Annotated in this window: 9 protein-coding genes; 1 reads left to right on the top strand and 8 read right to left on the bottom strand. The window is 39.5% G+C overall.

The window, feature by feature from the left end:
* The first annotated feature begins 54 nt into the window (after window positions 1–54).
* Window positions 55–3,525 carry a pyruvate carboxylase gene (locus BLS20_RS07570; RefSeq protein ID WP_090173770.1) on the top strand — a complete coding sequence of 1,157 codons (3,471 nt, stop codon included), beginning with the start codon at window positions 55–57 and terminating at the stop codon, window positions 3,523–3,525.
* 88 nt (window positions 3,526–3,613) lie between these two features.
* Here BLS20_RS07570 and BLS20_RS07575 read toward each other — a convergent pair whose 3' ends face one another.
* The 8 genes from BLS20_RS07575 to polA all read right to left on the bottom strand — a co-directional run bounded on the left by BLS20_RS07575 (window position 3,614) and on the right by polA (window position 15,688).
* Window positions 3,614–5,386 carry a methyl-accepting chemotaxis protein gene (locus BLS20_RS07575; protein WP_176762336.1) on the bottom strand — a complete coding sequence of 591 codons (1,773 nt, stop codon included), beginning with the start codon at window positions 5,384–5,386 and terminating at the stop codon, window positions 3,614–3,616.
* 262 nt (window positions 5,387–5,648) lie between these two features.
* Window positions 5,649–6,830: a phosphoribosylaminoimidazolecarboxamide formyltransferase gene (locus BLS20_RS07580; RefSeq protein WP_090173772.1), complete on the bottom strand. Its 1,182-nt coding sequence runs from the start codon at window positions 6,828–6,830 to the stop codon at window positions 5,649–5,651.
* A 14-nt stretch (window positions 6,831–6,844) separates the two neighbouring features.
* Window positions 6,845–7,558 carry an IMP cyclohydrolase gene (locus tag BLS20_RS07585; protein WP_090173773.1) on the bottom strand — a complete coding sequence of 238 codons (714 nt, stop codon included), beginning with the start codon at window positions 7,556–7,558 and terminating at the stop codon, window positions 6,845–6,847.
* 32 nt (window positions 7,559–7,590) lie between these two features.
* Window positions 7,591–8,955 (bottom strand): PFL family protein, encoded by a 1,365-nt coding sequence (locus BLS20_RS07590; RefSeq protein WP_090173774.1) that lies wholly within the window; start codon window positions 8,953–8,955, stop codon window positions 7,591–7,593.
* Window positions 8,956–8,969: 14 nt separating this feature from the next.
* Window positions 8,970–9,254 carry an ACT domain-containing protein gene (locus tag BLS20_RS07595; protein WP_090173775.1) on the bottom strand — a complete coding sequence of 95 codons (285 nt, stop codon included), beginning with the start codon at window positions 9,252–9,254 and terminating at the stop codon, window positions 8,970–8,972.
* A 131-nt stretch (window positions 9,255–9,385) separates the two neighbouring features.
* A complete protein-coding gene (locus BLS20_RS07600; protein WP_090173776.1) occupies window positions 9,386–10,183 on the bottom strand; it encodes an MBL fold metallo-hydrolase in 798 nt (265 codons plus the stop codon).
* 21 nt (window positions 10,184–10,204) lie between these two features.
* Window positions 10,205–12,997 (bottom strand): dephospho-CoA kinase, encoded by a 2,793-nt coding sequence (coaE, locus tag BLS20_RS07605; RefSeq protein ID WP_090173777.1) that lies wholly within the window; start codon window positions 12,995–12,997, stop codon window positions 10,205–10,207.
* 15 nt (window positions 12,998–13,012) lie between these two features.
* The gene (polA, locus tag BLS20_RS07610) at window positions 13,013–15,688 is read right to left on the bottom strand and encodes a DNA polymerase I (RefSeq protein ID WP_090173778.1); all 2,676 of its coding nucleotides are present in this window, start codon (window positions 15,686–15,688) and stop codon (window positions 13,013–13,015) included.
* Window positions 15,689–15,734 lie beyond the last annotated feature (46 nt).

Below are 15,734 nucleotides of genomic sequence, written 5' to 3' on the forward strand. Positions count from 1 at the left end.
ATGCGACTAAACTGTCGTAAATACGATAATAATAAAGAGGAGAGGTATCAAATCATGAACCAACAGATTAAACCATTCAAGAAGGTACTTGTTGCAAACCGAGGAGAAATTGCAATTCGTGTCTTTAGAGCACTCAATGAATTGGGCATTAAGACGGTCAGTATCTATTCGAAAGAAGATAAATACTCCATCTTCCGTTCTAAAGCTGATGAGTCTTACCAATTGAATCCGGAGAAGGGACCTATCGATGCTTATTTGGATGTAGATACAATTATTGACATCGCACTTTCATGCGGTGCTGATGCAATCCATCCCGGCTACGGTTTCCTATCAGAGAATCCGGATTTTGTAAATGCCTGCGAGCGCAACGGTATTGTTTTCATCGGTCCATCTGCAGAATTGATGAATGCTATGGGTGACAAGATTTCATCCAAACAGATGGCTATCAAAGCTGATGTTCCAATCATCCCTGGCGTTGATTATGCTATCCATGATGCAGAAACCGTTGTAAAGGTTGCTGATGAAATCGGCTATCCTGTTATGTTAAAAGCTTCCAACGGTGGTGGCGGTCGCGGAATGCGTATCGTAAATCGTCGCGAAGATATGTTAAAAGAATTTGAAGAAGCAAAAGCTGAGTCCAAAAAGGCATTCGGTGATGACAAAATCTTCATCGAAAAATATTTACGTGGGCCAAAGCATATTGAGGTTCAGATTTTAGGAGATAACTACGGCAACATTGTTCACTTATACGATCGTGACTGCTCTGTACAGCGTCGTCATCAAAAGGTTGTTGAGTACGCTCCTGCTTTCTCCATTCCTGATAATACACGTCAACTGATTTTTGAAAGTTCTATTCGACTTGCAAAAGAAGTTGGATACCGAAATGCCGGTACTTTAGAATTCTTAGTTGATGCCGATAACAATGCATACTTTATCGAGATGAACCCACGTATCCAGGTTGAACACACAGTATCTGAAATGATTACAGGTATTGATATTGTACAGGCTCAGATTTTGGTTGCTGAGGGATACCCTCTTGATTCAGAAGAGATTGCCATCCCAAACCAGGAATCTGTTCATTGTACAGGATATTCCATCCAGACTCGTGTTACTACCGAAGATCCAATGAACAACTTCTTGCCTGATACCGGTACGATTTCCGTTTACCGTACAGGTTCCGGTAATGGTATCCGTCTTGATGGTGGCAATGCTCATACAGGTGGCAAGATCTTACCTTACTATGATTCTTTATTGGTTAAGGCAATTTCCCATGACCGTACTTTCGAAGGTGCTGTTCGCAAATCCCTTCGTGCAATGAAAGAAATGCGTATTCGTGGTGTAAAAACAAACATTCCATTCTTAATCAATGTACTGAATCACGAAGTATTCAAAAGCGGTAAATGTTATACTACATTCATTGAGGATACCCCTGAACTGTTCAATCTTGAAATGAGTCAGGACCGTGCAACCAAGAATGTAGAATTCATTGGTAATCGTATTGTTAACACAAACGATGGCAAAAAACCGCATTATGATAATCGTGTTCTTCCTATCTATGATGCTTCTAAACCAATCTCAGGTGCTCGTGATGAGTTCTTAAAGTTAGGCGCAGAGGCGTTTACACAAAAGATTTTAAAAGAAGACAAACTCTATGTAACCGATACAACGATGCGTGACGCACAGCAATCACTGATGGCTACACGTATGAGAAGCAAGGATTTATGTGGCGCTGCTTATGCTACCAATGCTTTTATGCAGAATGCATTTTCTGTTGAAGCTTGGGGAGGTGCAACATTTGATACTGCATATCGTTTCCTTAAAGAATCACCTTGGAAGAGACTTGATCTTCTTCGTGAACGTATGCCAAATACATTGATTCAGATGTTACTTCGTGCATCAAATGCAGTTGGTTACAGTAACTATCCGGATAATGTGGTACAAGAATTTATTAAACTTGCTGCCAACCATGGTATTGACGTCTTCCGTATCTTCGATTCTCTCAACTGGGTTGAGAACATGAAGATGCCTATCGAAGAAGCATTAAAGACCGGCAAGATTGTAGAAGGTACCATCTGCTATACAGGAGATATTACAAGTCCTGATGAAACCAAATATACTCTTGATTACTATGTGAAGAAAGCAGTTGAACTTGAGTCATTAGGTTGTCATACTCTTGCTATCAAAGATATGGCCGGTCTGCTTAAACCGTATGCCGCTAAAGAATTAATTGGAGCACTGAAGAAAGAACTTCATATTCCTCTTCACCTTCATACACATGACTCTACAGGTGCAGGCGTTGCCACTGTTCTTTCAGCAGCTGAAGCCGGTGTTGATATTGCCGATCTTGCAATTGAGTCAATGAGTACTCTTACCTCACAGCCTTCTATGAATGCTGTCGTTGAAGCGCTCAAAGGAACCAAGAGAGATACTGGTCTTAACTTTGACGACTTAAGCGAACTTAGCCGCTACTATGGTCGCGTTCGTAAAGTTTATCAAAGTTTTGAAGCTGATATCAACTCTCCTAACGCCGACATCTATAAATATGAAATTCCTGGCGGACAGTATTCAAACCTTTCTGCTCAGGCAAAATCCATGGGTGCCACTGAAAAAGATTTCGAAAAAATCAAAGCGCTTTACAAAGATGCAAATGAATTGCTCGGAAATATTGTTAAGGTTACACCTACTTCCAAAGCAGTTGGTGATCTTGCAATCTTTATGTATAATAACAACTTAACAAAAGAAAACATCTTAACCGATGGTGCAGCTCTTGCTTATCCTGACTCTGTAGTTTCTTACTTCCAGGGTATGATGGGACAACCAGATGGTGGATTCCCTAAGGATCTTCAAAAGATTGTATTAAAGGATATCAAGCCACTTACGGAAAGACCTGGTAAATTATTACCTCCTGCTGACTTTGATGCTATCAGAAAGCATCTTGCAAGCATCTCTATCTTTGATGAACTGGATCGCTCATCACAGGAGATTATGGAAATCAGTTATGCTCTGTATCCAAAGGTTTATGATGAATATCAGGAACATTATCAAGCTTATAATGACGTTAGCCGTCTTGAGTCACATGTATACTTCTTTGGTCTTGCTAAGGGCGAAGAAACAACACTTAACATTGGCGATGGTAAGCTATTAATTATTAAATTCATAGAGATGGGTGACCCTGATGATGAAGGTTACAGAACTCTTGAGTTTGAAGTCAATGGATGCATGCGTCAGGTAAGAATTCTTGATGAAAAACTTGAAGTAAAATCAGACAGCCATCTTAAAGCTGATAAGAACAACCCGGCACACCTTGGTTCTTCTATCCCTGGTACTGTTGGAAAAGTTCTTGTTAAGGAAGGCGATGAAATCACCGTCAACATGCCTCTTATGACTGTAGAAGCCATGAAGATGGAAACAACTGTTGTTGCAACAGTTAACGGAAAGGTTGATAAGATTTACGTCGAAGCAGGCGATAGCGTACATCAGGAAGATCTGCTTATTTCTTTCATAATTGATGAAGACGCTGAATAAACAGCTATAAATAAATGCCATCATCGGTTAATCCGATGATGGCATTTTTATATGTTTCTGATATGCTTTCCATCTTTTCTTTTTATCATTAAGACTCACTCTCGACTCTTGGTTCTTCATCCACTTCTTCTCCATGCCAAGCCGTCTCAAAATCCACCTTAAATACATTGACATTATCATCAATATCACCGGCCAAATGAACGAGATCTTCCGTTGCAATATTACAATCATTAACAATATCCCCTAATTCAACCATTGATGCTGCTGTCTCTTCCGTTGTCGCTGCATTAGACTCCGCTATCGCAGTAAGTCCATCCAAGCTTATCAAAACAATTTCCTTTGATTCATTAATATGATTAATCTGTACAGATATGCTGTCTATCTCTTCTGCCACCTTGGAAATCTCATCTCCAAGCATACCAAAAGTAACTCTTGTCTCGTTAAATTTCTCATTTTGGCTACCAATCTCACCGCGGACTGATTCCATAGTTCTTACCGATACATTGGCCTTTCCAATGAGTTCTTCTACAATCTCACTGATTTTGGAAGCGGATTCCGCTGACTGCTCTGCAAGATTTCTAACCTCATCCGCAACAACAGCAAACCCTTTTCCTTGCTCACCTGCTCTCGCCGCCTCAATAGATGCATTAAGTGAAAGTAGATTCGTCTGAGACGCAAGATTCGTAATCAAATCTACAACGTTTCGAATCTCTTCCGCTGACTTATTTGTTGCGCTTGTTTGTTCATATACTGCATCTATAGATTCTTCTGTACGAGCATTAATCCTAGATAACTCATCAAGAATTTCATTCATCTTTTCATTTTGTGATCGCATCTGTTCAGTGCTGTTCACCAATTCTTGCAACGATCCGGATGCCTCGTCAATAGCGCCTCCCATTTCTCCAATTTTCGTACTGATTTTCTCTGTCTCGCCAGCCTGACTAGTTGCTGCATTTGCAATCTCACTTACCGCCTGATTAACCGTTCCAATTTGAGCATCGATTTTTGCAAAATTCCCTTTAAACTGATTCGTAAACGCATTCATAGTCTCAGTAGAATCATGAATTGTTGATACAGAATGACCAAATTTCCCAATCAAATGATGAATTGAGCGCGCAATCATTCCCACTTCATCTACTCGTTCTGTCATGTTTTCTGATAGTTCATATTTCAATTCACCATCTGCTATCTTATCCAAGTTACGAACGGTCCGTCCAATTGCCTTTACCACTTTACGCGAAAGCAGAATCACAATAATGCTAGAAATTACGATAAGCACCACAAGCGCCAACATTGTCATCACAATATAACTTTTATACAATCCCATAACAGTTGCATGAGAAATAGAGCCACGAAGCATAATGGTCTGCGCTGAATCTTCAGAATCTGTTTCTTCTGTCGATTCTGTATCACTCTCCTGATCGCCACCTACAGTGCAATAATAGATGTAACATTCTTCTCCGGATGTTGTATCATCCGCAACAAAGACAGCGCCCTCACTATCTATTGTCTCTTGCACATCTTGTGAGATTTCAAAAGTAACATCTGCTGTCGTGATAAGCGGCTCCCCATTCATCAGCAATGCATAATCCACACCACCGGTTTTCTCCTTAGCCGCCGTCATGATATCTAAAAAATTACTATCTTTGCCACTGTCATCATCTGAATTACTCTGTGATTGTGATGAAAGAATTTGATCCATTAAATAAATATTCGAAGTAAGCATATTCTCTGCCAAATTCTCCGTTACAACTCCAGATACAAAGGAAACTGCAAATACCGATACCACAAGGGTTACAATTAGTGGAATCAATGCCATACATAACATCTTTCCGCTTAATCCAAATCCTCTTTTTTTCATCATCATCCTCCTTTTTTTTAAATATTGTATACTCTTGTGAGTATAACATTCACAAAAAAATTATAAAAGGAAATAATCTTTGTAAAATGTCTATAAATCTTCGATATCCTTCATATTTTAATTTCTTAATCTTCTATTTTCTATCCCCTATATGCCTCATCTGCATTTCATTTCTATAAACTATCACTTACAAAAAAACAGATTGAACGATTTTCCAATAATCATTCAATCTGTTTTATATAATATACGAGTCAAGACTCGCTTAGTGATGGAACAGACGAATACCTGTAAAGCTCATAGTCATTCCATATTTGTCACAGGTCTCAATCACGTTGTCATCTCGAATAGATCCGCCAGGCTGTGCCACATATTTGACACCGCTCTTATGCGCACGTTCAATATTATCTCCAAACGGGAAGAAAGCATCTGAACCAAGTGCTACATCTTCCATCTTATCTAGCCATGCTCTCTTTTCCTCAGCTGTAAATACTTCTGGTTTAACCTTAAAGCGTTTCTGCCACTCACCTTCACGGAGCACGTCCATGTATTCTTCGCCCATATAAACATCAATTGTATTGTCTCTATCAGCTCTTCCAAGGCCATCTACAAACTGAAGCCCCATAACCTGAGGAGATTGACGCAGCCACCAATTATCAGCCTTAGAGCCTGCCAAACGTGTACAATGAATACGGCTTTGCTGTCCTGCTCCAATTCCGATTGCCTGTCCACCCTTTGCATAGCATACAGAATTAGACTGTGTATATTTCAAAGTGATTAAGGCAATCAAAAGATCAATCTGCGCTTGCTGTGGAATGTCTTTATTTTTTGTCACAATTTCCTTTTGAAGCATTGCCTTATCAATAGTAAGGTTATTTCGTCCCTGTTCAAATGTAATTCCAAAGACCTCTTTATGTTCTTTTTCTGCCGGTACATAATCCGGATCCACTTCGATTACATTATAATTTCCCTTTTTCTTACCCTTCAAGATTTCAAGAGCTTCCGGCTCATATCCAGGTGCAATCACACCATCAGAAACCTCTCTTTTAATAATCTTGGCTGTTGGCACATCACAGACATCAGAAAGCGAAATAAAATCTCCAAAAGACGACATTCTATCTGCGCCTCTGGCTCTTGCATAAGCATTTGCCAATGGTGAAAATTCCATATCCATATCTGCCACCCAATAAATCTGCTTTTCTGTGTCAGTCATTGGAAGTCCTACAGCAGCACCTGCCGGTGATACATGCTTGAAAGAAGTTGCGGCAGGAAGTCCCGTTGCCTCTTTTAATTCTTTTACAAGCTGCCAACCATTAAATGCATCCAGAAAATTGATATATCCCGGTTTACCATTTAATACCTTAATTGGCAATTCTCCATTTTCCACATAGATTCTAGATGGTTTCTGGTTTGGATTACATCCATACTTAAGCTCTAGTTCCTTCATGATTTCCTCCTATATTAATTGTGTTTATTTACAATACGAGTCTCATATTTACCAGACTCGATATCAATAAAACGTACAAATAATGATACTTTGTTATCTGCATTCAGCGAATTCCATATCATATCTGTGTACGTATCGATATCATCAACGGTTTCGACAAGTTCCGGCTCACCTTCAAAACTTGGCAGCGGATTTCCATCTGACACATAAGTATGAATAAAGCGGCCAATTCCTGCCTTTGGATTATCATAAGAAAATGTATAGCGATTACAGCAGGCGTCATCGCCTCCGTCACTCTTTAAGATAGACATTGTAATTGCATAGTTTCCATTTTCAATCTCCATAAGACCCGAAATACGAGGAGTGTAATTAGGACCATCCGGTTCAAATTCACGGGTACGAAGAGACTGCTCAAATGTCTTTCCTTCTTTCATAAGATCATAAATGGTATCTGTCTGATCACCATTCGTTACAATGGTCTGATTTCCCAACACGCGAACCGGCGCATAGATAATAAGTGACGGGTCTTCCAATTTAGAAGGGTCATATGCCTGTGTACGAATACCTTCACCATCTTCCACAAATACGCGGTTACGACTATTTTCACTTCTTCCCATAATGAAATAGGCAGCTACCGCTTTTGTTCCGTCCGGAGTCTTACCAAGAACAATTCCTCTTCCCGGATAAGCATTTTCTTTTAAACGTGTTTCAATTGAAATCTGCTGCATTGCAGTCTCCTCCTTTGTATATCCTAATCTAATTAGTTCTTAAAGCTATGAACCGGTGCAGGAATACGACCCTGGCGATTCACAAATGCATCGCATGAATACTGATTTACCGGCATGATTGGTGCATAACCAAGTAAACCACCAAATTCTACGATTTCCCCTACGCCCTTTCCGATGACCGGAATCAGACGTACGGCTGTTGTCTTTTGATTTATCATTCCAATTGCCATCTCATCTGCAATAATACCGGAAATCGTAGTTGGCTTCGTATCTCCCGGAATTGCAATCATATCAAGTCCTACAGAGCAAACACAGGTCATCGCTTCTAATTTTTCGATGGTCAATGCATTCGCCTGAACAGCATCAATCATTCCCTGATCTTCACTAACCGGAATAAATGCACCGCTAAGACCACCAACATAAGAAGATGCCATAATACCACCCTTTTTCACCTGGTCATTTAACATTGCAAGTGCTGCTGTCGTTCCCGGTGCGCCGGCATATTCAAGACCAATCTCTTCTAAGATACCAGCTACGCTGTCTCCAATTGCAGGAGTTGGAGCAAGCGAAAGATCGATAATACCAAATGGTACACCTAACTTTTGAGACGCCTCTTTTGCCACAAGCTGACCAACTCTTGTAATCTTAAATGCTGTCTTTTTGATTGTTTCGCAAAGCACTTCAAAGCTCTCTCCTCGAACTTTCTCAAGTGCTCTTTTTACAACACCCGGTCCACTGACTCCGACATTAATAATCGCATCAGCTTCCGTCACACCATGAAATGCACCTGCCATAAATGGATTGTCATCCGGCGCATTACAAAATACTACTAACTTGGCACAACCAAGGGAATCATTTTCTTTTGTATATTCAGCTGTTTCATGAATGATTTCACCCATCAAACGAACCGCATCCATGTTAATTCCTGTCCTGGTTGATCCCAAATTAATTGAACTACAGATTAAATCCGTTTCTTTCATTGCTTTTGGAATAGAACGAATAAGGAGTTCGTCTGCCTTTGTCATGCCTTTGGAAACCAATGCGGAATATCCACCTATAAAATTAACACCAACCTTCTTTGCTGCCGCATCAATCGACTTTGCGATTTCAACAAAATCATCAGAAGTCTTACATGCAGCACCACCAATTAACGCAATCGGTGTCAATGAGATTCTCTTATTTACAATTGGAATCTGATACTTTCCTTCAATTTCTTTTCCAACTTTTACAAGATCCTTTGCAACAGTTGTTATCTTGTTATAGACATTTTCTTTTACTTTCTCAAGATCGGAATCGATACAGTCTAAAAGGCTGATTCCCAATGTAATCGTACGTACATCAAGGTTCTCCTGCTCGATCATCTCATTTGTTTCTGTTACTTCATATAAATTAACCATCTTAATTCTCCAAATTAGATTCTATGCATTTTATTAAAGATTTCTTCACGCTGGCACTTCACTTTAACACCAATTTCATCACCAATCTGTTCTAATTCATTGGCGCATGTGGAAAACTCTTTCTCTGTCCCTGACATATCCACAATCATCATCATGTTAAAATAGCCTTGAACAATTGTCTGGGAAATATCCAGAATATTAATGCGATTATTTGCAAGGTAATTACATACCTTCGCAATAATACCAACTGTATCTTTTCCAACAACTGTAATAATTGTCTTTCCGCTAATTGTTTCCATCTTGAATCTCCTTCATTTTAATTACTCATACAAGTTTCTTTTCATGCTACTTTATCATGCCAAAAAAATCTGACAATTTCAAGGTACGAATTAACCGAATCTTTATCCGTTTCGATAGGATTTTATCCATATTACACAAAAAGTTGCGTTGATAGCTGAGATCTTGGTGCAACATGAATCGGAAAGTCATCCGCTTTATATTTATTATCACCTGCCGCAATTTCAAGGCGAACCGTTTCAAAAGCAAGCTCAGGGTAATTATTTTCATGACTTAGATGTCCAAGCATGACTGCTTTCGTATCATCATGAAGCAGCTCGCTCAAAAGCTGACCTGTCATCTCATTGGACAAATGCCCGCGTTCTCCAAGTATTCGCTGCTTTAAATAATAAGGATAACGTCCCACCTGCAACATGCGAATATCATGATTTGCCTCAACAAACAACAAATCCATCTTCTGCAATTTGGAAATAAGATACGAATCATATACTCCAAGATCGGTTACTACTGCGCCCGATTTTGCACCTTGCCGAAACACATAACACACAGGATCTGCAGCATCATGCGAAATATGATAAGGCTGAACCTTCAAATCTCCTATCACAAAATCTTCATCCGGCCGAATTACTCGAAACAGCTGCATATCGACCTTTCCAACCTTTCCACCGGCCATAATCGCATCAATCGTTCCCTGTGTCGCATAAATCGGATATCCATATCGTCTTGCCATCACTCCAAGACCCGCAATATGATCCACATGTTCATGCGTCACCAAAAGTCCTTGTATCTCATCCGCTTTAATTCCTATTTCCTGCAAACCATGTTCTATTTTTTTCCCACTTATGCCCGCATCAACAAGCAAATGCGTGTTGTCAGTCCCCATATAAATACAGTTCCCACTACTTCCGCTTGCTATACTACAAAGCTGCATATGATAACTCCATCTTCTTTCTTATTCTTTCCAAAAAATCTCAATATTATCTCCGGAATTTAAGGTCTGCGTATATAACGCATCTTCTCCGTTTATTTTGGTCACAATTGCTCTTCCCTTAGAATCTGCAAGATTAAAATCAATATAATCAAACACATCAACAAATACATAGTGTTCTTTTCCTTCTAGACGGATCTGTTCTCCGTTTACATTGACAGACAAGACCATTGTAATCGGACCTTTATCTTCTTGCGGCTCCTTTTTTTCTTCTAATTTCGGTCTAAACTCATTTTCATACTCATCTTCTTGTTCTTGCAGATGTTTGCTTTCCTTTGTACTTTCAACTTGTTCAAGATCTTCGCGTTCTTCTTTATCGGCCTCATTTACAACATCTTCCTCGGGCGTTCTGAAATTCAATGTCGTCCATTCTACACTAAAGTTCTCATAAACCAACGCATTAAGATCTTCCACACGATTATTCACAATAATTTCAGCATCCGGATCTAACTCTACATCCATAAACTCCGCAATCTGCTCTACCGTATAATAACTTCTCATTACTATAATATCGTTTTCTTTGATCTGATAAAACGGCGGTTCTAACACTCCGTTTACTTCTGCAAATCTTGGACAGGTAACCGCTTTTCCATTTACTTCAAATGTGATCTTGGAATTTTCATATTCCGGAAGCTGTTCTAATGTATATTCTGCAGCCGCTCCGGTTGTGGACGGTTCAATCACAATATCGGAATTAGCTTCAAGTGGTGTATTGATATTTACAACCTTATCATTCACCTTAACAATTGCAGATTCACCTGGTGTTCCTCGTACAATTCTGCTCTTTCCGTTAACCGTAAAGGAGATTTCTTTTCCTCTTCTCGGGAATAAGTATTCGTTCGGGAATCCGGCTTGCATAGCTGCATCCACAATCGTTAACTTGTCGTTATCATAAAGCTTAATCCGTTCTCCATTAAAACGAACAAAAATAAAATTATTCTTTTGATCATAATAATTGAGACATATTCCGATTGGTGTTACCAAAAGAGGATCCTTTACAATATCCTCCTGTGCAAACTTAACTGCTTGTAACACTTCTTCTCCTCGAAGAGCAACACGTTCCGGCGCAATATCTAAAAGTTTTGCAAGATTTTCTGTAAATCCATGAATCTTACCACCGCCTCCAACGACAAAAGTTGCCGCAACAGACTTATCTCCATTTAATTCTTTAATCTTTGCCGCTACTTCTGTTGTAATCTTTTCTACAGTCGGAGCAACCAAATCCCACACTTCTTGGGCTGAAATTGTATGCGAAATATTCATGATATCCGTATATTCAATCTCATCTTGTACTTCGCAGCTAAGTTTAATCTGCTCAGCGGTTTTAAAATCAACGAGATAATTTTGCACAATAACTTCTGTGATTTCATCTCCCGCATGCGGTATCATTCCGTATGCAATAATACTTCCATCTCTTGTAACCGAAATATCCGAAGTTCCGGCTCCAACGTCAACTAAGGCGATATTCAACATTCTAAAATTCTCAGGAATCGCCACATTAATTGCAGCAATTGGCTCGAGTGTCATATTGGCAACTTTTAAATCTGCGATTCCAACAGATGTATAAAGTCCATCCACAACATCTTCCGGCAAAAATGTAACAATGATATCTGCCGAAATCATCTCTGCCTTATGGCTTTCAAGATTCGACATAACATCTCCGTCAAGATAATATTTCACAACAGAATAACCGACACAATAAAAATGATATTTTGTATCATTATTTTCTTTTAGAATATTTTGTGCTTTTTCAATTCCCAAAAGTTCCAATGTATGAATATCTTCTCCGGTTACAATCTTTTCTTCTGGAAATTCATATTCGATATTTGTTGTTACCGTCTTAAGAACACGTCCAGCAGCTGCAATACATACTTCCTGAAGCGTCTCTCCAATCTGCTGTTCTAGAGACTCTTTCACTGCTTGAACCGTATGACCCACACGCCCGATATCATGAATCTGTCCATCCAACATTGCACGCGTTTCATGTTGCAACGAATATTGTGCCGCTACAAAAAACTCGTCATTTTCTTTGTATCCAACCGTACCTACTACATTTCTGGTACCGATATCAAGTCCAAATACATATTTATTTTCCACTTTATCCTCGGCCATAACCTGCTCCTTTTCCGTCGTTATAGTCTCACTTTCAGATAGTTCTAACGTTTCCCCTGCAAGATATTTAGATACCTGAAGCTTCATTTTATCAAAATGCTTATCATTATCAATTACCCGGTCACAGATATCACGATATTCCTGTTCTGATATCTGCGTCGCAAAGATTTCTGAAATCTTCTCATCCGAATAACCTCTTTGTTCCTTTAACCTCTGTCTTCTCGTCTCTTCACTGGCGTATACATACCAGACTTCATCAGCAAATGTGCGAAATTGCGCTTCCTTCACAAGTGCCGCTTCTACAATCAGATATTTTACGATTTCCTTCTCCCGCTCTTGTTCAATTGTATCCAAGATAAACTTTCTCACCGCAGGATGTACAATCTCATTAATTTGGCGAAGCTTCTCATCATTCGTAAAGATAACTTGTGCAAGCCATTTTCTATCGATTGTACCATCTTCAAAGAATAAATTCGGATCATCAAATACTTCTTTGATTGTGTTATAACATGCCTGTCCCGGCTCCATGAGCGTATGTGCAATTTCATCCGCAAGCAGCGCTTTTGCCGCATAATTTTCTTCTATAAACCCCAAAACAGCGGATTTACCTGCTCCTACGCCGCCTGTGATACCTATAACTTTCATTTACTATCCTACTTCCTACTTTGCTTCATACCAATTATTTCCACTGTGCATATCAATCTCTAGTTTTACGGAAAGTTCCGCAGCATGTTCCATCTCTTCTGACAGAATCTGCTTTACTTGTTCTAGTTCTTCTTGTTTGGCTTCTATCAACAATTCATCATGCACCTGCAACAACAATCTAGATTGCAGCTTTTCTTTCTTTAACCTTTGATCTACACGAATCATGGCAATCTTAATTATGTCCGCTGCGGTTCCTTGAATCGGCGAATTCATAGCGATGCGTTCTCCAAACTGTCGCTGCATGTAATTGCCGGATGAAAGCTCCGGTACCGGACGTTTTCGTCCATACATCGTAATAGCCATCCGTGTATTCACTGCATCTTCAACAAGACCATCTAAAAACGTCTTAATCTTAGGATATGTTTCAAAATACTGCTTGATATACTCTTGTGCTTCCTGTCTTGTTATGGACAGATCCTGGCTAAGTCCGAAAGAACTGATTCCATATACAATTCCAAAATTCACAGCCTTTGCATTTCTTCTGATTTGCGGTGTCACTTCTTCCATCGGAATATGAAACACCTTAGATGCCGTTGCCGTATGAATATCTTGCGCACTCTTATACGCCTCTATCAAATTCTCATCACCAGACATATGTGCCAAAACACGAAGTTCAATCTGCGAATAATCAGCATCAACAAATACATATCCATCTTCCGGAACAAAGACTTTTCGAATTAATCGTCCAAGCTCGATTCGTACCGGAATATTTTGCAGATTCGGTTCCGTCGAAGACAAGCGCCCGGTTGCTGTCACCGTCTGCTGAAATGTTGTATGAATTCGCCCATCTGATGCAATACAGGTTGCCAAACCATCTGCATAAGTGGACTTTAATTTGGTCAATTGTCTGTAATCTAAGACTTTAGAAACCACAGGATAATCTTTTGCAAGTTTTTCAAGCACATCAGCTGCCGTTGAATAACCGGTTTTGGTCTTTTTTGCATTCGGAAGCTGCATTTTTTCAAATAAAATAACGCCAAGCTGTTTTGGTGAATTGATATTAAATTCTTCTCCTGCTATAGCATAAATTTCCTTTTCCAAGACAGCAATTTTTTCCGACAATTGCTGTGAGTATGCTTTTAATTCTTCTGCTTTTACCTTGATTCCCCACTTTTCCATTGAGGCCAAAGTAAATACCAGCGGCATCTCCATCTCTTCAAAGAGCTTTTGCATCTTTTCTTTTTTTAATTTTTCCTCATATACCGAAACACAGGCATACGTTGTATATAACAAATTGCCAAGATAAGTCATATAGTGCCCGGTGTCTTCCTTTAGCGCCTTCGCGTCTGACGTCTTACCCAGTGTCTCATTCTTTGTCGGAAGCATTCCAAGCCCTGTCTGCGAAGCAATATCTTCGTATGGATAAGATTTTTTTAGTGGATTACACAAATACTCTGCAATCTCAGGGTCAAAATATTTCGGCTGATAACGAAGTTGCATCATTTTCACAGCTTCTTTTAAATGAAACGCGCTCACTTTTGCTGCAGATGCAATTACTTGTTTTAACTGATTTAGCAATTCTAAAGCATCCGCTCTTGCATCATCATCAAAAAACGACATCTGACCGACTTCTTGTGCCTGCAAAAAAAACATCTGGTCTTTTGCATAGGCAATTGCCACTCCAAGAACCTGCTGTTCTTCCTGCACAATATAAAAAGCAAGCAAATCGTCTTTCGTCGCTTCCTTTGCTTTTGCTAAAATAGCCGCAGCCTCATCTTTATTTTGAATCAATACACATTCATGCTTAGTAACCACTTTGGCAGAATCGTCAAATCGATTAAGCAGATTCTTAAATTCCAAACGCTGAAACAAAGCATACGCTTCCTGCGTATAAAGTTCTCCCAGCTTTGCCTCCTTTAAATCGTATGAAATATCAGCTCTCGTTCGTATCGTAGCCAGATCTTTGCTTAAAACTGCCTGCTGCCAGAACTCTTTTAGGTTCTTGCTTGCTCTTGGTGGTTTTAATTCCTCCACATGTTCATAAGCATTCTCAATGCTTCCATATTGCACAATCAGATTCGTCGCTGTCTTTTCCCCAATTCCCGGAACCCCCGGAATATTATCAGCTGTATCTCCCTGCAACGCTTTCACATCAATAAATTCCTTTGGCGAAACTTGATACCGAGCCACAACATCCTTTGCATAATAGTTTTCAATCTCAGTACCTGTCATCTTCGTCTTAGGTATCCGAATCTGAATATGCTCATCCGCAAGCTGTAACAGATCTCTATCTCCTGAAATCACAGAAACTTCAAGGCCTTCTTCCTGAGCGGTAGTTGCAATCGTTCCCAAAATGTCATCCGCTTCATACCCTTCTTTTTCCATGATTTTAATTCCCATTGCTTCTAAAACCTGTTTGATTAGGGGCACCTGCTGTCTTAGTTCCTCTGCCATCGGCTTTCGGGTTCCTTTATATGCATCATACATCTTATGCCGAAATGTAGGTGCATGTACATCAAAAGCAACCGTCAAATATTCCGGCTGCTCTTCTTCTAATACTTTAAATAAAATATTTAAAAATCCATAGACTGCGTTCGTATGCAGACCCTCGGCATTCGTAAGATCCGGAAGTCCAAAAAACGCTCTGTTTAAAATACTATGTCCATCTATTAAAACTATTTTCTTTCTCATTGTATTATCTCCAGTTAAGACTCGCTTACACACATATGTATTTTAC

Source organism: Eubacterium oxidoreducens (assembly GCF_900104415.1).
GTDB lineage: Bacteria > Bacillota > Clostridia > Lachnospirales > Lachnospiraceae > Eubacterium_C > Eubacterium_C oxidoreducens.